The 24,278-nt window shown below is 31.7% G+C and carries 19 protein-coding genes; 10 read left to right on the plus strand and 9 right to left on the minus strand.

Going from position 1 to position 24,278, the window contains the following annotated elements; genetic code table 11:
- The 6 genes from B4G36_RS08260 to ruvX form a co-directional block, all read right to left on the minus strand.
- Positions 1-199: hypothetical protein (locus B4G36_RS08260; RefSeq protein WP_291063299.1), on the minus strand; the 199-nt coding region annotated here is incomplete at its 3' end.
- 21 nt (positions 200-220) lie between these two features.
- The gene (gene uvrB / locus B4G36_RS08265; RefSeq protein WP_221854589.1) at positions 221-2,212 is read right to left on the minus strand and encodes an excinuclease ABC subunit UvrB; all 1,992 of its coding nucleotides are present in this window, start codon (positions 2,210-2,212) and stop codon (positions 221-223) included.
- 333 nt (positions 2,213-2,545) lie between these two features.
- Positions 2,546-3,316: a nucleoside triphosphate pyrophosphohydrolase gene (gene mazG, locus B4G36_RS08270; protein WP_221854588.1), complete on the minus strand. Its 771-nt coding sequence runs from the start codon at positions 3,314-3,316 to the stop codon at positions 2,546-2,548.
- Positions 3,317-3,322: 6 nt separating this feature from the next.
- Positions 3,323-3,919, minus strand: a complete 597-nt coding sequence (locus B4G36_RS08275) for a DUF5606 domain-containing protein (RefSeq protein WP_291063303.1) — start codon at positions 3,917-3,919, stop codon at positions 3,323-3,325.
- Between the two features lie 20 nt (positions 3,920-3,939).
- A complete protein-coding gene (gene def, locus B4G36_RS08280) occupies positions 3,940-4,515 on the minus strand; it encodes a peptide deformylase (RefSeq protein ID WP_114999818.1) in 576 nt (191 codons plus the stop codon).
- Between the two features lie 44 nt (positions 4,516-4,559).
- Positions 4,560-4,973, minus strand: coding sequence for a Holliday junction resolvase RuvX (gene ruvX, locus B4G36_RS08285; RefSeq protein ID WP_038333513.1), 414 nt, complete (start codon positions 4,971-4,973; stop codon positions 4,560-4,562).
- 91 nt (positions 4,974-5,064) lie between these two features.
- Here ruvX and B4G36_RS08290 point away from each other — a divergent pair, with 91 nt between their 5' ends.
- From B4G36_RS08290 to B4G36_RS08305, 4 genes are all read left to right on the plus strand, one after another.
- Positions 5,065-5,880, plus strand: a complete 816-nt coding sequence (locus B4G36_RS08290; RefSeq protein ID WP_291063305.1) for a 2,3,4,5-tetrahydropyridine-2,6-dicarboxylate N-succinyltransferase — start codon at positions 5,065-5,067, stop codon at positions 5,878-5,880.
- Between the two features lie 130 nt (positions 5,881-6,010).
- Positions 6,011-7,885 carry a glycosyltransferase gene (locus B4G36_RS08295; protein ID WP_291063307.1) on the plus strand — a complete coding sequence of 625 codons (1,875 nt, stop codon included), beginning with the start codon at positions 6,011-6,013 and terminating at the stop codon, positions 7,883-7,885.
- A gap of 53 nt (positions 7,886-7,938) precedes the next feature.
- Entirely contained in the window at positions 7,939-8,817 is an 879-nt protein-coding gene (gene fabD / locus B4G36_RS08300) for an ACP S-malonyltransferase (RefSeq protein ID WP_291063309.1), read from the plus strand.
- Between the two features lie 5 nt (positions 8,818-8,822).
- Positions 8,823-9,728 carry a GYDIA family GHMP kinase gene (locus B4G36_RS08305; RefSeq protein ID WP_291063311.1) on the plus strand — a complete coding sequence of 302 codons (906 nt, stop codon included), beginning with the start codon at positions 8,823-8,825 and terminating at the stop codon, positions 9,726-9,728.
- Positions 9,729-9,764: 36 nt separating this feature from the next.
- On the opposite strand, the gene B4G36_RS08310 is transcribed toward B4G36_RS08305, so the two are convergent.
- Positions 9,765-10,547 carry a lipopolysaccharide kinase InaA family protein gene (locus B4G36_RS08310; protein ID WP_291063313.1) on the minus strand — a complete coding sequence of 261 codons (783 nt, stop codon included), beginning with the start codon at positions 10,545-10,547 and terminating at the stop codon, positions 9,765-9,767.
- A 95-nt stretch (positions 10,548-10,642) separates the two neighbouring features.
- On the opposite strand from B4G36_RS08310, the gene B4G36_RS08315 reads away from it, so the two are divergent.
- The 6 genes from B4G36_RS08315 (at position 10,643) to B4G36_RS08340 (ending at position 21,635) form a co-directional block, all read left to right on the plus strand.
- Positions 10,643-11,437, plus strand: a complete 795-nt coding sequence (locus B4G36_RS08315; protein ID WP_221854581.1) for a DUF5672 family protein — start codon at positions 10,643-10,645, stop codon at positions 11,435-11,437.
- Positions 11,438-11,493: 56 nt separating this feature from the next.
- On the plus strand, positions 11,494-12,051 hold the full coding sequence (locus tag B4G36_RS08320; RefSeq protein WP_286496134.1) for an L-threonylcarbamoyladenylate synthase: 558 nt from the start codon (positions 11,494-11,496) through the stop codon (positions 12,049-12,051).
- Between the two features lie 31 nt (positions 12,052-12,082).
- A complete protein-coding gene (locus B4G36_RS08325; RefSeq protein WP_291063316.1) occupies positions 12,083-13,504 on the plus strand; it encodes a CCA tRNA nucleotidyltransferase in 1,422 nt (473 codons plus the stop codon).
- A gap of 3 nt (positions 13,505-13,507) precedes the next feature.
- Positions 13,508-14,020: a plasmid pRiA4b ORF-3 family protein gene (locus B4G36_RS08330; RefSeq protein WP_221854579.1), complete on the plus strand. Its 513-nt coding sequence runs from the start codon at positions 13,508-13,510 to the stop codon at positions 14,018-14,020.
- A gap of 150 nt (positions 14,021-14,170) precedes the next feature.
- Positions 14,171-20,257, plus strand: a complete 6,087-nt coding sequence (locus tag B4G36_RS08335) for an alpha-2-macroglobulin family protein (protein WP_291063319.1) — start codon at positions 14,171-14,173, stop codon at positions 20,255-20,257.
- Between the two features lie 265 nt (positions 20,258-20,522).
- Positions 20,523-21,635, plus strand: a complete 1,113-nt coding sequence (locus tag B4G36_RS08340; RefSeq protein WP_291063321.1) for a serine hydrolase domain-containing protein — start codon at positions 20,523-20,525, stop codon at positions 21,633-21,635.
- Between the two features lie 51 nt (positions 21,636-21,686).
- Here the strand turns inward: B4G36_RS08340 and B4G36_RS08345 are convergent, their stop codons facing one another.
- Complete coding sequence (locus B4G36_RS08345) at positions 21,687-22,532, minus strand: DUF4197 domain-containing protein (RefSeq protein ID WP_291063323.1); 846 nt, start codon at positions 22,530-22,532, stop codon at positions 21,687-21,689.
- 55 nt (positions 22,533-22,587) lie between these two features.
- The gene (locus B4G36_RS08350; RefSeq protein ID WP_038333563.1) at positions 22,588-24,174 is read right to left on the minus strand and encodes a peptide chain release factor 3; all 1,587 of its coding nucleotides are present in this window, start codon (positions 24,172-24,174) and stop codon (positions 22,588-22,590) included.
- Between the last annotated feature and the right edge of the window lie 104 nt (positions 24,175-24,278).

Consider the following 24,278-nt stretch of genomic DNA (forward strand, 5'->3'; position numbering starts at 1 on the left):
CAACTTTTGATACTGATCCATAATTTGGAGGTGTATCAAATCTCTTGAAAATCTTTAATTCACGTGTATGAACTAAACTACTTTCTTCATTTTCAAGCAATTCATTATTTGAAGATGATTTTAAAATCTGTGTGTTACAAGATGATAAAATGGTAAAAAACGATAGAGTTAAAAAAAATGTATTCTTAAAAATTTTCATTGAAATGTTGAAAAAAACGTGCTATTCTTTGGTTAAGAGTTGAATTTGATCTCTTAATTCGGCTGCTTTTATAAAATCTAAATTTTTTGCAGCATTTTCCATTTCTTTCTGCAATTTTTGTACCAATTTCTCTTTATCTTCTGTCGAATAATTTTCATTAATCTCTGCTGCTTGTTGAATCAAATGTTTTTGTTCGTAAGGATTTTCTTCAAAATCTGCTGCAGCTAAACTTAGTTTCGTTATTTTTTTGTTTAAAGCTTGCGGAACTTTATTGTGATCTTTGTTGTATTTCATTTGAATTTCACGACGACGATTTGTTTCATCAATCGTTAATTGCATACTATCTGTAATTCTATCTGCGTACATAATCGCCAAACCATTCACGTTACGAGCAGCACGACCAACCGTTTGCGTTAAAGAACGATGACTTCTTAAGAAACCTTCTTTATCAGCATCCAAAATTGCAACCAGAGAAACTTCAGGTAAATCTAAACCTTCTCTCAAAAGATTAACACCAACCAAAACATCAAATAAACCAGCCCGTAAATCAGCCATAATCTGAACACGTTCTAACGTATCCACGTCAGAATGAATATAACGACATCGAACGCCATATTTTGTCAAATATTTCGTTAACTCTTCCGCCATTCGTTTCGTTAAAGTAGTGACCAAAACACGTTCGTCTAACTCTACTCGTTTATTGATTTCTTCCATCAAATCATCGACTTGATTTTGCGTAGGACGAATTTCAATAATTGGATCTAATAATCCTGTTGGACGAATGACTTGCTCTACAACAACTCCTTCCGATTTTTCTAATTCATAATTCGCAGGTGTTGCTGAAACATAAATCACTTGATTTTGTAAAGCTTCAAATTCTTCGAATTTTAACGGACGATTGTCCATTGCAGCTGGAAGTCGGAAACCATATTCTACTAAATTCTCCTTGCGCGAGCGGTCTCCACCATACATTGCATGAACTTGAGAAACTGTAACGTGCGACTCATCAATCACCATCAAATAATCTTCTGGGAAATAATCTAACAAACAGAATGGACGAGTTCCTGGTTCGCGACCGTCTAAGTATCTCGAATAATTCTCGATTCCAGAACAATATCCCAATTCTTTGATCATTTCCAAATCAAATTCAGTACGTTCTTGCAAACGTTTTGCTTCGAGATGTTTTCCTATTTCATGAAAATACTCAACTTGTTTTCCTAAATCGATCTGAATATCAGCAATTGCGCCATTCAATGTATCTTTAGAAGTTACAAAAAGATTGGCTGGATAAATATTAATTTTATCTAATTTAGTTGAAGTTTTGCCTGTTTCAACATTGAAAACAGAGATTTCTTCGATTTCATCACCAAAGAAATTAATTCTGATTCCATCATCCGCATAAGCAGGAAAAATATCTAATGTATCACCTTTAATTCTAAAATTTCCGCGTTGAAAAGCACCTTCTGTTCTCGAATATAAAGCTTGAACTAATTTATGTAAAAAAGCTGTTCTCGAAATAATTTGCCCCGTTTCTATCTGAATCACATTTTTATGAAATTCTGTTGGATTTCCAATACCATATAAACACGAAACTGAAGCCACAACCAAAATATCACGACGACCAGAAAGTAGGGAAGAAGTAGTACTTAAACGAAGCTTTTCAATTTCTTCATTGATTGATAAATCTTTCTCGATATAGGTTCCAGACGAAGGAATATATGCCTCGGGTTGATAATAATCATAGTAAGAAACGAAATATTCGACTGCATTATTCGGAAAAAATTCTTTGAATTCCATATACAACTGTGCCGCCAACGTTTTGTTATGTGCCAAAACCAAAGTTGGACGTTGCACATCTTGTACAACATTCGCGATTGTAAATGTTTTACCAGAACCTGTAACACCCAAAAGTGTTTGATAACGATCATTATTTAGAATACCATTTGATAATTCTTCAATAGCTTTTGGTTGATCACCGGTAGGCTTGAATTCAGAATTTAATTGAAACTGCATTCTACAAATTTACAAATTATTCAGATAAAAAAGGATTGTTATGAATTGTGATTTTAAATAGAAGTTTATAAAAAATAAAAAGGCGACTTTAAGTCACCTTTTCATCAAAACCACAAAAAAATGAGAAAACTGTTTACTTAGTAAACAAACTTCCTTCCATTATTACAAGCTATTGCCCGCTATAACCATTGCAAATATATGTCGGTTTTCTGTGCGTGCACAATAATTTGTAATACTTTGTTTTATTGGTGTCGATAAAAGTTATTTATAATAGTGTTAAAATAGCTGATTACAACGTTTTCGTTGATTTGAATAAACTTTATAGTGTTAAGTTTACACTAGCGAATTTTTCGCTAAATTCCATAATTTATCTAATTCGGAAATGGTTAAATTAGCTATGTTTTGACCATTTTCTTTCGCGATTTCTTCTATTTTCTGAAAACGTGCGATAAATTTTTTGTTCGATCTTTCTAAAGCATCTTCAGAATTGATGCCATTAAATCGTCCATAATTAATTAAAGAAAATAAAATGTCACCAAATTCCATCTCTTTATCAGTAGGATTTTGTTCTTCTTTGAATTCATTAATTTCCTCGATAATTTTATCAATAACTTGATCAGAATTTTCAAATTCAAATCCAACACCTTTTACTTTGTCTTGAATTCGGTATGCTTTTACCATTGCTGGGAGAGAAGTAGGAACGCCAGAAAGTACAGATTTATTGCCTTCTTTTAGCTTGATTTGTTCCCAATTTTGAAGCACTTTTTCTTCTGTATTTACTTCTACATCCCCGTAAATATGTGGATGACGATGAATTAATTTGTCACAAATACCATTTAAAACATCAGCAACATCGAAGTTGTTTTGCTCTGATGCGATTTTAGAATAAAAAACTAGGTGAAGAAAAACATCACCTAGTTCTTTTTTTATTTCATCCGAATCTTTTTCGATGATAGCATCCGAAAGTTCATAAATTTCTTCGATAGATAACGTACGCAATGTTTCCATTGTTTGTTTACGATCCCACGGACATTTTTCACGTAATTCATCCATTATATCCAACAATCTTTCGAAAGCCTGTAATTGATCTTTACGTGTATTCATCTCTAATTATTCAGCGTCTTTATCTTTTTTTGCTGTTGTTTTTTTAGCAGCAGTTTTTTTAGCTGGTTTTTCTTCAGCCTCTTTTTTGTCAGCAGCCTTTTTAGCAGGAGCTTTCTTTTTTGGTTTTTCTTCCACAACAACTTCTTCTGTAGCTTCTACTTCAGCAACAGGAGCTTCTTGTGCTTGTTGAGCAGCCATTGCAGCTTCTACAGCAGCTAAGTCGATGTTTAATAATCCGTTTTTGTGTAAGATATTATACCATTGGAATAATTTTTTCAAATCAGAATCATAAACTCTTGAATCGTCATATTCTGGTAAAACTTCTTCCATATATTTACGCAATTCTGTACCAGAAGTTTTGTAATCGATCGTTTCTCCTCCGTTTTCTTTTTTGTAAATTCTGAAGAAAACTTCAGCCAAAGGAAATTCTTGTGATACTCCGTAAATAGCAACGTTGTCTAATAAACTAACATTGTAGTTAGAAGCGATTGAGATTTTTTTACCTTTTTCTAAATCTTCAACAACAAAACCACCTCTTGTTTGAGAAACTAAACGGTATAATCCTGGTTTTCCTGAAATTGCGATAACTCTTGATAAATCCATATTCTATTATGTTTAAGGGTCTATGAAGGGAATTTCATTTTGTAACTCGTGTTTACTTTCCCTTTTGTTATATTTTTTAATTTATTACTTATTAATTTCTTTTTAAAGCTCGAAATATAGTCAATAAAAAGCTTTCCTTCCAAATGATCGTATTCGTGTTGAATAACTCGAGCGCGAATATCCGAAAAAGTTTCGGTATGTTTCACCCAATTTTCATCAAAATATTCTAAAGTTACCGATTCTGGACGTGTTACATCTTCGTGAATGTGAGGAATACTCAAACATCCTTCTGTAAAAGCCCATTCGTCTCCTTCTGAACTACTGATTTTTTTTGGATTGATGAAAACACGTTTGAAATCTTTTAATTCATCTTTTACATCATCATAATCTTCATCTTCTTCGAAAGGCGAGCAATCAACAACAAATAAACGTATATCTTTCCCGATCTGAGGTGCTGCGATACCAACTCCGTTAGAGTCATACATTGTATCGAACATATTTTGGATCAGTTCTTGTAAATTTTTATAATCTTGATCGATTTCTTGTGAAACTTTACGCAAGACAGGATCTCCGTAAGCTACAACTGGTAATACCATTTTCTGATCTTTTTTTATTAATTTAACGGCAAAGATACAATTTGTTATAGTTTATGTGATAAAAATGATTGTAAAATTATTACGGCACTCACTTTATCGACCATTCCTTTTTCTTGACGTTTTTTCTTTTTCATTCCTCCAGCAAACATTGCTTGAGAAGCCATTTTTGAGGTAAACATCTCATTTTCACGATGAATTTTAATCAACGGAAATTGTTCAGAAAATTTTTTCAAAAAAGGTTGAATTTGATTTTCTATCTCATTTAATTCTCCTGAAAAACGAACAGATAATCCAACTACAAGGTCAGAAACGTTTTCTTTCTCGATATATTGTTTCAAGAAATCCATCAATTTTGATGTATCAATTGTATCAACTGGCGAAGCTATAATTTGCAATTCATCGGTTACGGCAACGCCTGTTCTTTTTCCTCCGTAATCTAACGCTAATATTCGTGACATTTAGCAAATTTAAAAAAACGATTCAATAATAAATAATCTCTTTGAAATCCCTTGATTATAATTTTTATATTTGTGGCTATTATTAATAAAGATGGAGAATTTAAAACAAATCATAGAAAAAGCTTGGTACAATAGAGAATTGTTACAAGAAGAGTCAACACAAACTGCAATTCGTGAAGTAATTGAGTTAATAGATAACGGACAATTACGTTGTGCAGAACCAGTAGGTGAAGATTGGCAAGTAAACGAATGGGTGAAAAAAGCAGTTGTAATGTATTTCCCAATTCAGAAAATGGAAACTTTAGAAGCAGGAATTTTTGAATACCATGATAAAATGGAATTGAAACGTAACTATGCTGAAAAAGGAATTCGTGTTGTTCCCAATGCTGTTGCTCGCTATGGTGCGTATATTTCTACGGGAGTTATTTTAATGCCTTCTTATGTAAATATTGGTGCGTATGTGGACGAAGGAACAATGGTTGATACTTGGGCTACTGTAGGTTCTTGCGCTCAAATTGGGAAAAATGTTCATTTATCTGGTGGTGTAGGAATTGGTGGAGTTTTAGAGCCATTGCAAGCTGCGCCAGTAATTATTGAAGATAATGCGTTCATCGGATCTCGTTGTATCGTTGTAGAAGGAGTTCGTGTAGGTAAAGAAGCGGTTTTAGGAGCAAATGTAGTGTTAACAGCATCAACTAAAATTATTGATGTTACAGGTGACGAACCAGTAGAAATCAAAGGTTATGTTCCTGCTCGTTCAGTAGTTATTCCAGGTTCTTACACAAAGAAATTTGCTGCAGGTGAATACCAAGTTCCATGTGCTTTGATCATCGGAACTCGTAAAGAGTCTACAGATAAAAAAACTTCATTAAACGATGCATTACGCGAGCATAATGTGGCGGTTTAAGTAGAATAAATTTTATAAAATATAATCCTCAGCAGTTTTGTTGAGGATTTTTTTATTTTCGAATCAAACATATTTTAGTAGTTTTGCTTTATAACTATGTTTTATGAAAATTTTGATTATCCAACACAAGATGATAGGCGATGTTTTAATCACATCATTGTTGTGCGAAAATATCAAAAAAGCTTATCCAAATGCTATTGTTGATTATTTAATCAATAGTAATACTTTGCCTGTTTTAGAGAATAATCCATACATCGATCATAAAATTGTCTTCGATGAAAAAGAAAACAAAGGTTTGATGAATTTGATTAAATTCTCGAAAAAAGTTAATCAAAATAAATACGATATTGTAATTGATGCTTACTCAAAATTACAGAGTTGGGTAGATGTTTTTATCAATAACGCACCAAAAAAAATATCGTACAAAAAGATTGGAAGAACGTTTTTGTATACAGATAATGTAGAAAAACATGACGAACCAAATTCATATTTAGGTTTAGCAATCGAACATCGTTTGTCTTTATTGAAGCCTTTAGGAATTAAAATTCCTTTGGCTACAGAACCAAAATTATATTTAACAGAAGAAGAAATAAACTTTGCGAAAGATTTATTTACAAAACATCAAGTTGATTCTACTCGTAAAACGGTTATGATTAGTTTGCTTGGTTCTGATCCTTCAAAAACTTATCCGTTGAATGAAATGGCAAAAATGATTGATTTTATTGGTCAACATTATAATGTCAATATTTTATTCAATTATTTTCCGAAACAGTTACCACAAGCCAAGGAAGTTTATAATCAATTATCTGATGAAACCAAATCGAAAGTTTATTTTGAATTGTTGGGTAATGATTTGCGTCAATTTATTGCAATTGCAAATGAATGTGATGTGATTGTTGGAAATGATGGAGGGGCAATTAATATGTCGAAAGCTTTAGGGAAAAGATCATTTATTATTTTTTCTCCTTGGATTGATAAAAAAGTTTGGGCAACTTTCGAAGATGGAATTAATCACACAAGTGTTCATTTGAAAGATTATTTTCCTGAAAAACTTGGAGATTTAAACAATCGTCAAATAAAAAAACAAGTAAATGAATTTTATTCAATATTTGATTTCGAGTTATTTAAAGATAAATTAGATGATTTTTTAAACAATAATCTATTAGGTGAACAATTTATAAATAAGAATAACGTTGAAATAGAAACTAAAAAAGAATATTCTATAGAATCAATGTCTACTAAAATTTCAGCTTTATTGATTACTTATAATGAAGAAAAAAATTTACATCGTTATTTAAATGATGTAGATTTTGCTGATGAAATTATTATTATTGATTCTTTTAGTACCGATAAAACAGAAGAAATTGCTCGTCAAAATCCTAAAACTAAATTTGTAAAACGTGAGTTTGATAATTTTACGAATCAACGTAATTATGGACTTTCTTTGGCAAAAAATGATTGGGTTACTTTTTTTGACGCAGATGAAGGAATCCCACTTGAATTAAAAAAAGAAATTGTTTCGGTTTTTAATCAGCAACCTACTTTTGATGCATATTTTGTTTATCGAAAATTCTTTTTTAAGAAGAAGCATATCAAATATTCGGGCATGCAAAATGATAAAGCTGTTCGAATTTTTAAAAAATCTAAATCTCAATACAAATCAGATAGAATGGTTCATGAGATTATAGAATGTAATGGTAGAACAGGTTATTTAACAAACAAACTTGATCATTTTACATTTGATAATGAACAAGAATATTTAGACAAACTGAATAGTTATTCTCGCTTACGAGCACAAGAACTTCGTCTTAAAAATCTGAAACCATCATTTTATCATTATACGATAAAACCTGCCTATCGTTTTTTAAATTATTTCGTAATGAGACTTGGTTTTTTAGATGGAAAAGATGGTTATACAATTGCAAAACTACATGCAATTTCTGTTGCAAATCGTTATAAATATTTGGACGAAATTTATAGAAAAGAAAATCAAAACTTAGGTTAAATAAAGAAGTTTAGGATTTTATTATACATTTGTCATACATTAAAAATAATACAATGAAAGCATATGTTTTTCCAGGACAAGGTGCTCAATTCTCTGGAATGGGTAAAGACTTGTACGAAAATTCTGAAATCGCAAAAGAATTATTTGATAAAGCAAACGAAATCTTAGGATTTGATATAAAATCAATTATGTTTGAAGGTTCTGCAGAAGACCTAAAACAAACAAAAGTTACACAACCTGCAGTTTTTTTACATTCTGTTATTTTAGTGAAAACTTTACCAGATTTTAAACCAGAAATGGTTGCAGGGCATTCTTTAGGAGAAATTTCTGCTTTAGTTGCAAATGGAACGTTAGATTTCGAATCTGGATTAAAATTAGTGTACCAACGTGCTTTAGCAATGCAAGCTGCTTGTGAAGCTAATCCATCAACAATGGCTGCAATTTTAGGATTAGAAGACAAAATTGTTGAAGATGCTTGTGCAGAAATTGATGGAGTTGTAGTTGCTGCAAATTACAATTGCCCAGGTCAATTAGTGATTTCTGGAGAGATTGAAGCGGTTAACGTAGCATGTGAAAAATTGAAAGAATTAGGCGCAAAACGTGCTTTAGTTTTACCTGTTGGTGGAGCTTTTCATTCACCTTTAATGAAACCTGCAGAAGAAGAATTAGCAAAAGCCATTGAAGAAACAACATTCAATACGCCAATTTGTCCAGTATATCAAAATGTAAGTACAACTGCCGTTACAGATCCTGCAGAAATCAAGAAAAACTTGATTGCACAATTAACTGCTCCTGTAAAATGGACGCAATCTGTACAAAATATGATTGCTGATGGTGCGACTGAATTTATTGAGGTTGGACCAGGAAACACTTTACAAGGTTTAGTGAAGAAAATAAACAGAGAGGTTGCGACTTCTTCGGCACAAATCTAAAATAAATGAAAACATACCGTTCCAATGGAAAATTATTCCTTATCGGGGAATATATTGTAATTGATGGAGCGAAAGCATTTGCATTGCCCACGAAATATGGGCAATGTTTGTTTGTAGAAAATTCATCAGAAACAGAAAATTTAATCACTTGGAAAGCGACAAAATTTGATAATTCTATTTGGTTTGAAGCTGAAATTAGATTGAATGATTTAGAAATAATTTCTTCTACAAATGATAAATTAAGTCAATCATTACAAATGATTTTAAAACAAGCTAAATCGTTAAATCCTGATTTTTTCAATTCTAATAATAGTTATCAATGTTTAACGAAGTTAGAATATCCGCAAGAATGGGGATTGGGAAGTAGCTCGACTTTGATTGATTTGATTAGCCAATGGATTGAAATAAATCCGTTTGAACTGAATCAATTAACCTTCAATACAAGTGGTTATGATATTGCATGTGCGCATCATCATCAGCCCATTTTGTTTTCGAATAATCCTATCGAAGTAGAAGACTTAGAATTGAATTGGAATTTTAAAGATCAACTTTATTTTGTTTATCTTAATCAAAAGCAAGATACGCAAGCCGTTGTGGGAAATCATTACAAAAACAAACCAAAAGATTGGAAAATGATTCAGGATCTTTCTGATTTGGTTGTTCAAGCAACTAAAGTTGAGAGTTTAACTGATTTAGAATGTATTTTAGATGAATATCAAGCACGATTAGGTGATTTTATGCAAATTCCACAAGTTAAAGAATTGTATTTTCCTGATTATTTAGGAACTGTAAAAAGCCTAGGAGCTTGGGGCGGAGATTTTGTCTTAGTGACGTATAGAGAAGGAATGAACGATTATTTTAAAGAAAAAGGATATGAGATTATTATTCCGTTTTCTGAAATGATAAAATAACAAAAAAGCAGATTTAATTTTAAATCTGCTTTTTTGTTATTGTTTTTTACCAATCATGGCTTTTAATTTCTTTTTTCGAGCTTGTTTTGTTTGAAATTTATGTTGGAATTCTTGCGTTTTATTCCACATAGCTTCAATAACTTCCTGTTCTGGTTTATTAATAAGTTTCGCATATTCTTTTCCCATAATTTCTATCATTTCTTTTTGAGGAGTTAGACGAGAAAAATTTTTAATTCGAATATCAAAACTCATTGAATTGTGAAAATTCATGCGATTTAAATCAACCAAATAAAACTCATATTGATTTTCTCCAACTTGCTTAATTAAAGTATTTCCAGGAGAATGATCTAAAAATTCAATTCCAGCTTCATGCAAATCAAATGTGAATTTTGTAAATTGTTTCAAGATTTCATTTCGATTTTCCCAAATCGGAATTTCGACTAATTCACGATAAGTCAAATCAGCTTCAACTAATTCACAGAAATAGTAACTATCATTAAAATTTATAAGGGTTTTATTTTCTACAAAAGCAATTGGATATGGTGTCAAAAATCCTAAATCAATCAATCGTTTTGCATATTCATAAGATCGTTCAGCTTTTGATTTTCTGAAAAATCGATATACAAATTTATTGACAATATTCGGAATTTTGAATGATTTAATCGTAGCAATTTTACCTGATTCTAATGTCTTTTTTTTGATAGAATTTCTTGTGCCTTTTGCAATATAATCGTCAATCAAGTCAAAATTGTCAAGAATGGATTTGATTTCAGTTTGCGTGGTTTTATAATTATTATTTACGACAATTTTCTGTGTCATTTTTCAAAATATTATAATTAATATAGAAAAAATCTATATTTCATTTTAATCTGTCAAAGATATGTCTATTTTTGTTGAAAAGTACTCTCAATATTATGAATAATTTGAAGAAAGTAGGGATTATAGTTCCAATTTATAGAGATTTTTTAGACGAATTTGAAAAAAAATCTTTGGAAAGTATAATTCAACATTTCAATGGTTTTGAAATTATTTTTGTGGCTCCAAAAGGTTTGACAACTTCTAATTATTCATCTTTCTTTAGTAAAATCAATGATATTCGTGTAGAATATTTCAGTTCAAATTGTTTCGATTCCATTGACGATTATAATCAATTGTTATTAGAAAAATATTTTTATAAAACTTTTGAAGAATTCGAATATATACTGATTTGTCAATTAGATGTTTATGTTTTTAAAAATAAACTAAATGAATGGAGCGATAAAGGCTATGATTATGTTGGAGCACCTTGGATAGGAAGTGAACGTAATTTTATTAATTTAACTTTCGAAAAAATAAATGGATTTATTCGAAAAATAAAAGGTAAAAAACCAAAGAATACAGAGCGGCTTTTTAAAGTTGGAAATGGAGGATTTTCGCTGAGAAAAGTAGATAGATTTATTCAAATTTCTGAAGAACAATCGAATCAAATAAATTTATTTTTAAAAGAAAAGCCTAACTCTGATTATCATGTAGAAGATGTTTTTTGGTCATTATATGTACCAAAAATATACAAGGATTATAAAATTCCTGAATGGCAGGAGGCATTAGATTTTTGTATGGATCGTAAGCCAGAAGAAGCATTAAAATTGAATAATAATGTTTTGCCAATGGCTTGTCATCGATTCAATCAACCCAAACCGTATAAATTTTGGAGAAATTATATTAAATAATTCTCATTTCAACTTTCCTATAATACCTTTGTACTCAAATTTATAAAACAAAGAAAATGTCAGATATAAACGAAATTGTAGCCAAACTAAAACAAGGAGAAACAATGCTTTATCCAACAGATACAATTCTTGGACTGGGTTGTGATGCGAAGAATGAGGCTGCAATCGAAAAAATTTATCAGATAAAAAATCGTCCTTCATCAAAATCGTTGATTATTTTGGTTGATTCTCCACGTATGTTACAAAACATTGTTGAGGTTCCAGAATTAGCTTGGGATTTGATTGATTTGAACGAAAAACCTCTTACAATTATTTACGATAATCCAAAAGGTTTACCACAATCGTTAATCGCAGAAGATAATACAATTGCCATTCGAATGACTGATGATTTGTTTTGTAAAAAAATCATCGGAAAATTAGGAGGACCAATTGTGTCTACATCGGCTAATTTATCAGGAGAATCTTCTCCAAAAGTATTTTCGGAAGTTAATCCTACTATTTTAGAGCGTGTTGACTTTTATCCAGATGAAACAAAAACCTTTGTACCTCAGTTCACTGCATCAACGATAATTAAATTAGGTCTAGATAACGAAGTAAAAGTTATTAGAGAGTAGTTTTTTATTTCAAAACTTATACTTTTGCAGAATGAAAATCTTAGAAGCCGTATCAAATCCAATTTTTAGAAATGTAGCAGAAGTTGCTGATGAAATTAATCAAGAAACTTATGTGGTTGGTGGATTTGTACGCGATTATTTATTGAATCGTGGTCAGAAAAAGGACATCGATTTTGTAACAGTTGGAAATGGAATTTTATTAGCTAAAGAATTGGCTAATAAATTAGGACATACATCACAAGTTTCAGTTTTTAAACGTTTTGGAACAGCAATGTTCAAATATAAAGACACAGATTTGGAGTTTGTAGGTGCGCGAAAAGAAAGTTATTCAGAAGACAGTCGAAAACCACATGTTGAAGACGGAACGTTGGAAGACGACCAAAAACGTCGTGATTTTACGATCAATACATTGGCAATTTCGATGAATAAAGAGAATTTTGGCGAATTAATTGATCCTTTTAATGGAGTTGAAGATTTGAATAATAAAATCATCAAAACACCATTAGAGCCGAATGTTACCTATTCTGATGATCCTTTGCGTATGATGCGTGCGATTCGTTTTGCAGCTCAATTGGATTTTGAAATAGAAAAAAAATCTTTTCAGGCAATAATTGAAAATGCAGAACGTATTAATATCGTATCTTTTGAACGCGTAATGGATGAGTTTCAGAAAATTATGATGACTGACAAACCTTCGGTCGGATTATTGTTATTGGAACAATCAGGATTAATGCAACATATTTTACCAGAATTGGTTGCGTTAAAAGGAATCGAAGAGGTTGAAGGGCAGAAACATAAAGATAATTTTTATCATACCTTAGAAGTTGTCGATAATATTTCTGTCAACACAGATAATGTTTGGTTACGTTGGGCAGCGTTGTTGCACGATATTGGAAAAGCAGTAACAAAACGCTTTGATAAAAATGTAGGTTGGACATTTCATTCGCATGAATTTGTTGGATCTAAAATGGTATTAAAATTGTTCAGACGATTGAAATTACCATTAGGACCACAAGTAAAATATGTTCAGAAATTGGTAATGATGAGTTCCCGTCCAATTGCAGTTGTAACAGATGACGCAACAGATTCAGCTTTACGCAGATTATTGTTTGATGCTGGAGAAGATTTCGACGATTTAATTACGCTTTGTAAAGCCGATATTACAACAAAAAATGAACGTAAACAGAAACGTTTCAAACAAAATTTTGAAGTTGTAGAACAAAAAATAAAAGATGTTGAAGAACGCGACAGAGTTCGTAATTTTCAACCGCCAATTTCGGGTGAAGAAATCATGAAAATATTTGATATTCAACCAGGAAAAGAGATTGGAATCTTAAAAAATGCCATCAAAGAAGCAATTTTAGAAGGCGAAGTAGAAAATAATTATAATTCTGCATTAGAATTTGTAATTAATATGGGAAAAGATTTAAATTTGGAACCGAAAAATATTTAGAAAGTGATATATAAAATTCGTGTATTCCTTGATGCAAAAGAGGATGTTTTTAGAGACATAGAAATTAAAGAGAAGCAAACATTATTCACATTGTACAAAGGTATTATTAGTGCTTTTAGTTTACAAGGTGAGGAGTTGGCATCATTCTATGAAGTAGATGAAGATGGAAACCAAACAAAAGAAATTCCTTTAGAGGATATGTCTGATGATGGAACTGATGAAACAATGGCTGATTTTTATATCAAAGAAGCTTTTGTTAATCAAGGAGATCGTATGGCTTTTGTATATGATTTTATGGAAATGTGGACATTTGTGGCTGAATTAATTTCTGTAGAAGATAAACCAGCTGTTCTTAATTACCCATTAACGGTTTACCGTTTCGGTTCAATGCCTCTTAAAGCGCCTAAAAAAGACATGATGGTTGATTTAGACGACGAAGAAGATATTGATTTTGCAGAAGATGCTGAATTAAATGATTTACAAATCGACGAAGATTTAGACGTAGACGATTTATAAAAACTACAACTAATCAACTTATATATCAAAAAATCTGAATGGCAACATTCAGATTTTTTTTGTGCTATATATCAATCATTTGATAATTATTTCATTTCCGCAACCAACCATTTTTCCGTAACTTGCATCTACTGATAAAAGAAAGAATCTATGAAACAGCTCCTGTTTTTATTATTAATTTTAACCAATTCGATGCTTATGGCTCAATCCCCAACGATTGATCAAAAGTGGAAAGAAATTGACCAACAAATGCAAAATGGTCAATTCAAATCAATCCTACCAAAAATTGATGAACTAAAAGCTTTATCAAAAAAGCAAAATAATCAACAAAGTTATCTGAAAGCTTTGTTTTATGAAGCAAAAATAAAAGTTGCAACCTCTGATGAAACAGATGATGTAAACTTCGTTTTTGATTTGTTTAAAAAGGATTTAGATGAAAAATCAATTGTAAATAATGCGATTGTTTATTCATATTTAGCTGAGTTATATCAATTGTATTACAACGAAAATCGTTGGAAAATCAATAGTCGTACAAATGTCGAAAATCAAGCTACAAATGATGTGAGATTTTGGACAGAAGATACTTTTAAGAAAACAATTAATGATTATTTTTCGAAATCAATTCAACCAAAAAATGAATTAATAAATGCAAAATCTCAAGATTATAAAATGATTTTGAATCTTGCAGAGGATAAGAAAAATGCGCAACAACAATTGGATTTAACGCCAACTTTATATGATGTTTTAGCGAAAAAATATATCAATTATCTGAATGAGAATGATGAAAAAGATAAAGCAAATCAATTGCTTTCTGATTTAGTTGAGATTAATAAACAAAAGAATAACGAAAATGCTGTTTTGTACAATGAATTGATTTTAATTGATTCAAACCGCGGTTCGACTTCGGTTCAAGAAATTATTAAACAAAAAGAATCTTTAGCAACAAAATATCCAAAAGCATGGTATTCGTCTTATGTGTATGCAACTTTAGCGACGGATTATTATGGTTTGCAAGAAGATAAATTGGCGAACGTAAATAAGATTTTTGAACTACAACAAAAAGTTGCGAAGCATTATCCAAATTCGGAGGAATTAGAGAATATAAATAATTTAGTTTCGAAGATCAAATCGCAAGAATTAAGTGTGCAAGCAGAGCGATATATTAATGAAAATCAGAATACACCAATTCAATTAACGCATAAAAATTTGTCGCAAGTTTTTGTGATAATTTTCGCTTATAATGAAGGTTTTGATGGAAAAGATAAAATACAAGCTTTAAATGTTTACAACGAAAATAAAATTGCAGAAGCGCAAAAATTTCTGAATAGTTTAAAGGTTGTTGATCAATATGCAATTGATGTTAAATCGTTTGAAGATTATCAAAATCATTCGACAATTGTTAAATTAAATCCACTAAAATCTGGTCGTTATATTGTCCTATTTTCGAATAATTCTGAATTCAAAATCAACACAAAAGACGATATTGATTATTTGGATATAATGGTTTCTAAATATGCGATAAACTCGCTCAATGAAAAGGTTTCGGTTGTGAATCGTGAAACTGGAAAACCAGAAAGTAATGTTGCGATTGAGTTCTCTAATTTGTCAGATTATAATAAAAAGGAATTTAAAACTTTAATGTCGGATAAAGATGGAATGATTACAATTCCTTCGGGTTGGAGAAATCTTCAATACCGAGTAAAAGACGAAAATACTATTTATTCAACGTATTACTACGATTACGATCGTTATGATGAAGACGATGATTCTTCTGTCAAGATTTTCACAGATCGTGCGATTTATCGTCCTGGACAAACGGTTTATTTCAAAGGAATTTATTTTACGAACAAAGGAAAAGAACGCCAAGTTTTACCAAAGAGAAAAGTAACATTTTTTTTAGAAGACGTTAATGGAAAAGATATTACAGAAATTGAATTAACAACTAACGAATTTGGTTCTGTAAATGGAAATTTTGTTTTACCAGCTAATGGATTAACAGGAGATTTCAGAATTTATGTAGAAAATGATGATGTAGATGAGCTTGGTTCTCATTCATTCAAAGTGGAAGAATATAAACGTCCAAAATTCAAAGTAGAAATCGAGAAAAATAAAGGTGTTTATAGTTTAAACGATAAGGTAAAAGTAGAAGGAAAGGCGATTGCTTTTTCTGGTGCCAATATCGATAATGCAAAAGTTTCGTATCGTGTTTATCGTCAAGAAATTTTTACGTTTTGGCCTTGGTATCGTTCAATTCCAGTTGGTCGTGGACAACGCGAAGAAATTACGTTTGGAGAAACAACAACAGATGCGGAAGGGAAATTTAATTTTGAGTTTGTAGCAAAACCAGCTTTGGAGAAAAAGAAAGATGAGTTAAGAACCTACAATTATTTTATCGAAGTTAATGCGACGGATATCAATGGAGAAACGCAAACAGAATATTCTTCCGTAAAAGTTGGAGACACAAGAATATCGTTAAATATTGCTATTTCTGAGAAAACTAAAGTAGATGATTTGAAAGCTTTCAAAATTGAAGTGAAAAACTTGAATGATGAAAAATTAGATGGAAAAGGTCATCTTGAAATTTATTCGTTAAATGCGCCAAAAGAAGTTGTTCGTCGTCAAAAATTTACAACAGATTACAATTTTTATACGAAAGAAGAATTCAAAAAAATATTTCCGAATGAACCTTATGGTGACGAAATGAATCCAAAAACGTGGACAACGAATCTAAAGGTTTTTGAAAGTGATTTTGATACAAAAATTTCAGATGAAATTAAATTCAATCAAGCTTCAAATTTAGAAGAAGGTTATTATGTCATCAAAGGTTTTGTTTTTGATGGAACGCAAAAAGTTGAGGTTGATAAATTGATTTACGTTTCGAATGAAAAGAAAGCAAATGCAATTAAAACACTTTTAGCAGTTTCGCCTAATAAATCGACTTTCGAACCAAAAGATGTTGCAAAAATTGAATTTAAATCAGGTTCAAAAGATACGTATGTATATTATGAAGTGGAGGCAAATCAACTAATCATTGAGAAAGGTTTCTTGGATTTGAGCAAAAAATCTGTAGTTGAAATTCCAATCAAAGAAGAATATCGTGGTGGAATTTATGTGAATTATGCGATGACTAAATTCAATGATGTGCAAACAAGAAGTCTTCATTTGGCAGTTCCGTTTACCAATAAACAACTGAAAGTTACGGCTGAAGTTTTACGTGATAAATTGACGCCAGGCGCAAAAGAAAAATGGCAATTAAAAATTGAAGGTCCAAATAAAGATAAAGTTTCGGCTGAGGTTTTAGCAAGTATGTATGATGCTTCGTTGGATCAATTTGCGTCGAATTCTTTAGATTTTAATGTCTATAATTTCACAAATTCAAGAAAAAATAATCCATTTAATCTCTATCAATTTTATTCAACAAATCCTTCTCGAGCAATTTATTATCGTACAAATTATGATTTTTATGCAAGAGGATATGCAGGATTAGATCTTAATTTATTTGATTTTGGATTTAACCAATATAGCATGAATCGTAGAATGATGAAATCGGTAGCTGCTCCAACGTCAAATGTAGAGAATGAGTTAGCAGGAAATGTTGCTGGTATTCAAGTAGAAGCGGCTGATGTAGCTTTAGATGAATCTGTCGTAGTAGGGTTTGGCCAAGTTAAGAAAGAAAATATTACTGGAGGAAATGTTGTTATTAGAGGAGCATCATCATTACAAGGGAATGAAAATGCACTTTATGTTGTAGATGGAGTTGTGTATGATAAAGCACCAGAACTTAATCCAGATGATATTCAGTCTATGAATGTATTGAAAGGAGGAGAAGCAACAGCTTTGTATGGAGCAAGAGGAGCAAATGGAGTAGTGGTAATTACGACTAAAAAAGGAGCAAATGCAGCTTTAGACAACGTAAAAGCGCGTACAAATCTAAATGAAACAGCCTTCTTTTATCCAAACTTAAAAACAGATGCAAAAGGAAATAGTATTATAGAATTTACTACGCCAGAAAGTTTAACAGAATGGAAATTTATGGCGATTGCGCATACGCCAGATCTTAAAACAGGTTATTTAGAGCAAAATGTTCGTACGCAAAAAGACTTGATGGTTGTGCCAAATATGCCACGTTTCTTACGTGAAGGCGATCAAATTTCGGTTTCGTCTAAGATTAATAATTTATCAGATAAAGTATTAAATGGTTCTGCGAAATTGATGTTATTTGATGCGTTTACCAATCAACCAATTGATGCGCAATTTAAGTTGACAAATGCAGTTCAGAATTTTTCTGTTGCAAGAGGAAATTCAGACCAAGTGACATGGACAATTGATGTTCCGAAAAATGTACAAGCAGTAGTGTATCGTGTGGTGGCTTCGGCTGGAGATTTCTCTGATGGAGAAGAATCGGCTTTACCAATTTTGACAAATCGTATGATGGTGACAGAAACGTTGCCAATTTATGTAAAAGAAGGTCAAAAGAAATCGTTCCAATTCGATAACATGATCAATAATAAATCAACTTCGTTAGATAATTTCAAATTAACATTCGAGATGACAACGAATCCAATTTGGTATGCGATTTTCTCGTTGCCTTATTTGCGCGAATATCCTTACGAATGCGCTGAGCAAGTGTTCTCACGTTTATATGGGAATATGATTTCGGAGAAAGTGATTAATTCGAATCCAAAAATTAAAGCTGTTTTTGATGATTGGAACAAAAAAGGTGAATTGAAATCAAAATTACAATTGAACCAAGAATTGAAAAATATCATTTTAGAGGAAACGCCTTGGGTGAAAAATGCAGAAAGTGAAGAAGAGCAAATGAAACAAATAGCGCTTTTATTCCAATTGAATCAAATGCAAACGGAAATGAAATCGGCTTTCCAAAAATTATCGGATAAACAACAATCAAATGGTGGCTTTGCTTGGTTTGACGGTGGTCGTCCAAACGAATATATCACAACGCATATTGTTTCTGGTTTCGGAAATATGAAGAAAATGGATGTGAATTTCAAAGCGTTTGAAATAGATGTAAATCCATTAATCAAAAAAGCGATTCAGTTTATTGATGATGAGAATTTAAAACGTTTCAAAGAGTTCAAAAAAGATCAAAAATCATTCAAGGATGTTACGTATTCAGACGGTTTACATTATTTATATGCGCGTTCGTTTTTCTTAGAAGATTATCCGATGTCGAAAGAATTGGAAGAAATGAAAACAGCGATGTTAAAGAATCTAAATGATACAAAATTAGAGTTGTCGTTGCAACAAAAAGCAATGGCTGCAATTGTGATGAATCGTTTTGGAATGCAGTCTGCTGCTAAGATTGTAGTCAATTCGATCAAAGAAAAAGCAGTAGAATCGGATGAAATGGGTATGTATTGGAAAGAAAATCAACCGGGTTGGTTTTGGTATCAAGCGCCTGTAGAAACACAATCGTTGTTAATCGAAGCATTTGACGAGTTAACAAAAGATGAAAAATCTGTCGAAGAAATGAAAGTTTGGTTATTGAAAAATCGTCAAACAAATCAGTGGAATTCGACAAAAGCAACGACAAAAGCGGTTTATGCTTTAATGAATTTCGGAAAATCTTGGATAGATGCAGAGAAAGGAATTGAAGTGAAGATCGGAAATCAAAAAATTGATTTAGATAAAAACTCGCAAGCTGGTTCGGGTTATGTAAAAACTTCTTGGAACAAAGAAGAAATTAAACCTGAAATGGGTAAAGTTGAAGTTTCGAAAACTTCTCCAGGTGTTGCTTGGGGAGCGATGTATTGGCAATATTTTGAAGATTTAGATAAAATAAAATCTGCTGAAACTGGAATTAAATTCAACAAGAAATTATTTGTTAAATCGAATTCTGCAAATGGTCCAATTCTGAAAGAAATTACAACGTCAACACCGATAAAAGTTGGTGATATTGTAACTGTTCGATTAGAGATTTCTGTTGATCGCAACATGCAGTTTGTACACATCAAAGATATGCGTGCAAGTGGTTTCGAACCTGTGAATGTACTTTCTGGTTACAAATGGAAAGGCGAATTTGGATATTACGAAAGCACAAGAGATGCTGCAACTAATTTCTTTTCGGATTACATGAGAAAAGGAACATATGTTTTCGAATATGATTTGAAAGCGAATAATGCAGGTAATTTCTCGAATGGAATTACATCATTGCAAAATATGTATGCACCAGAATTGAGTGCGCAAAGTGAAGGAATTCGTGTTGAGATTAAGTAGATTTTAACTTATAAGTTTAATATTAAAGGCAAGATTTTTAATCTTGCCTTTGTTTTGATTAAAAGATGCCTAAGAGTTGGTGAACTCTTAAGCAACAGTTTAGTAATTCCTGCTTAGCTTTCTTTTGATTTATGAGTTGCGTGAGTTACGAGATTAGTGTTTCGAATTTTACATTTTGTAAAACATATTACGTATAACTTAAAACGTTAAGCGTATCACAAAACAATTCATGATTTTATTTATCTTTAAAATCAAATAACACTAAATGAAGAAAAGACTTCTACTCAATATTGTACTCATTCCTTTTATCGGATTTGCGCAGCTGCAAACCATTTTTCAATCTAAAATAGATTCGATTTACGAAAAAAAAAAAGACGCTGTCGGAATTATTGTTCACGTTGAAGCACCAAAACAAAACATTTCGTGGAGTTATGCAAAAGGCGTTTCGGATATTAAAACTAACGAAATTTTAAACAGCAAACAGCCTGTTTTAATCGCAAGTAATACCAAACCTTATGTAGCTGCTGCAATTTTACGTTTAGTAGAAAAAGGTCAAGTTAGAATTAATCAATCGATCAAGAATTTATTGTCTAAGATGACTCGTCAATTGATCGAAAAAGATGGTTATGATTTGAATACGATAACAGTCAAACATTTGTTGTCGCACACTTCTGGAATACAAGATTATGTCGATGATGCGTATTTTGAATTAGTTATTCAGCGACCGCAATATAAATGGACGAAGGAGGAACAAATAAAACGAGTAATGGAAATCGGAAGTCCACAAAAAATAGGAGAAAAGTTTAGTTACGGTGATATCAATTATTTGCTTTTAGCAGAAATTATTGAGCAAAAAACACGTCAACCATTTTATACAGCGATTCGCGATTTGTTAAAATACAACGAATTAGGATTGACCAGGACATGGTTCATTGATTTAGAAAAGTACCCTTCACAAACTTTAGCTCTTGCTCATCAATATGCGGATAAGTACAAATGGGATTCTTATGATCTTAATCCATCTTGGGATTTGTATGGAGGAGGAGGAATTGCTTCGACTGCTAAAGAATCAGCATTGTTTTTTCAATATTTATTCGGTGGTAAAATAATTCAGGATAAGGAGATTCTGAACGAAATGTCTGGTTATGTTTTGCCTTCAGACCAATCGAAATATTGTTTAGGTATTTATCATTTTGATCTGGGGTTTAATGCTTATTATCATGGTGGATGGTGGGGAACAGATGTGATATATTCTCCCGAATCTGATGCAACAGTTACTGTTTTTACTTTACAAAAAGGATTTCAACATATCGTCAATCCATTTATAGGAAAAGAATTTCAGAAATTATTAATGAAAAAGGATAGTGTAAAACTATAAAAAAATCGCTACAATTTGTAGCGATTTTTAGTTCATCTATAAGTTACGATGTTATTTTTTACTGTCTTGTGCTCCAAAAACTTGTTGTAATAATGAGGTCGTTCGTAAAGCATTATTTCCGCGAATACCTTGTTCTTTTTCAGCAACCATATTAAATACTCCATTTATTGTTTGTTGTGTCACATAAGCATTGAGGTTTGGATCAATTTGGTTTCCTGTCAATGTATTGTATTTCGTAATCAAATTATTCCAAACTTTATCGGCTCCGACTTTCCCTAAAGAAGCTTCAATTTTTGGTTGAAAAGCTTTTGTTAAATCAGTTGTTGTTTTTAGTTTTAAATAATTTGTTGCCGCATTATTTCCGCCTATCAAAATATCTTTTGCATCGGTAATTGTCATTGATATTAAGGCATTTACAAAAATAGGAGCAGCTTCAGAAACAGCATCTTCAGCAGCAGAATTTAATAATTTGATTCCTTTATCTGCCAAAGTTCCCATCCCTAAAGAGCGTAATGTTTTTTCTACATTTTGTAATTCTTCAGGCATCAATATTTTTGCAACCGAGTTATTGTAAAAACCATTCTTTTGGCTTAATGATTTTATTCCGTCAGTTAATCCAATTGATAAAGCTTCTTTTAATCCAGAGGCAACAGTTGCGTTAGATAAACCATTTAACTTTGTTAAGGATTCGGCAGAAATTGTTTTAGTATCAGTTGAACCATTTACAACTTTTATAGAGTCAACTTTTACAGTTGAGGTATTTTCTTTTGATGTAGTTTGAGCGTTAGCTTTTTCGAATTCTTTCTTTAAAGTTCCAAAAATTGATTTCAAATCTTGTGCTTTTGCATTAACGGCAAACGCTGAAATCAATGTTAAACTTAATATGATCTTTTTCATTTAGATTTTTTCTAAAAAATATTTCAGTTGGTTAATTCAATTATCTGACCAAAATTTAAAACTCACTTACAAAATGTAATTTCACTGAAGGAAATTTATCTTGCGTCATTTGAATTGTAAAAGCAGAATCTGCTAAAAATACCAATTGATTAAATTTATCTCTCGCTAAGTAACGTTGTTTAACACGTTTGAATTCTAAGAATTCTTCTGATTTTTCATCTTCAACTTCTACCCAACACGCTTTGTGAACAGAGAAAGGTTCGTACGTTGCTTTTGCACCATATTCGTGCTCCAAACGATATTGGATAACCTCATATTGCAGTGCACCAACGGTTCCGATAACTTTACGATTATTCATTTCTAATGTAAATAACTGCGCAACACCTTCGTCCATTAATTGATCAATTCCTTTTTCCAATTGTTTTGCTTTCATTGGATCAGCATTGTTGATGTAACGGAAATGTTCTGGCGAGAAAGCAGGAATTCCTTTGAAAGAAAATTTTTCACCTTCTGTCAACGTATCACCAATTCTAAAGTTTCCTGTATCGTGTAAACCAACGATATCACCCGCAAACGATTCGTCAACCACTTCTTTTTTATCAGCAAAGAAAGCATTTGGCGCAGCGAATTTCATGTTTTTACCTTGGCGAACGTGGAAATAGTTGGTATTACGTTCAAATTTACCAGAAACGATTTTGATAAAGGCTAAACGGTCGCGGTGTTTCGGATCCATATTCGCGTGAATTTTGAACACGAAGCCAGAAAATTTATTTTCATAAGGTTCGACAATTCTCAAATCTGTTTCTTTAGATTGTGGAGTTGGTGCAATATCAACGAAAGCGTCTAACAATTCGCGAACACCAAAATTATTAAGAGCAGAACCAAAAAATACAGGTTGTAAATTTCCGTCCATATATTCTTGCATGTCAAATTCTGGATAAACTCCATCAATTAAATCAATCTCATTACGAAGATTTTCGGCGTAAGTTGTTCCAATTAATGTGTCTAAATCTGGACTTGATAAATCCTCAACTTTCGTTGTTTCAGAAATTTTTTGTTTATTATCTCCAGAAAAAATATTGATGTTTTTCTCCCAAATATTATAAATTCCTTTGAAAGTTGCTCCAATACCAATTGGCCAAGAAAGAGGTGTTACTTGTAAGTCTAACTTTTGTTCAACTTCGTCCATTAAATCAAACGCATCTTTTCCTTCGCGGTCCATTTTGTTAATGAAAACCAACATCGGAATTTTGCGCATACGACAAACTTCTACCAATTTGATTGTTTGTTCCTCAACCCCTTTTGCAACGTCGATTACCACAATTGCAGAATCTACTGCAGTTAAAGTACGGAAAGTGTCTTCGGCGAAATCCTTGTGACCAGGCGTATCTAAGATATTGATTTTTTTTCCTTTGTATTCAAATGCTAAAACCGAAGTTGCAACGGAAATCCCACGTTGACGCTCAATTTCCATGAAATCGGATGTTGCTCCTTTTTTAATTTTGTTACTTTTTACAGCTCCAGCTTCTTGAATTGCGCCTCCAAAAAGTAATAACTTCTCTGTTAAAGTTGTTTTACCAGCATCGGGATGGGCGATAATTCCAAAGGTTTTTCTTTTATTTATTTCTTGTTCTAAAGACATCTTAATCAAATTTTCAGGTTGCAAAGATAGTTTATCTCACGAAAATTAGAAACATTATGGTTGATAGAATATTCTAAAGTAAATTGCGTTATTCTAAAAATAGT

This window comes from Empedobacter sp. UBA3239, from assembly GCF_002362875.1.
GTDB classification, from domain to species: domain Bacteria; phylum Bacteroidota; class Bacteroidia; order Flavobacteriales; family Weeksellaceae; genus Empedobacter; species Empedobacter falsenii_B.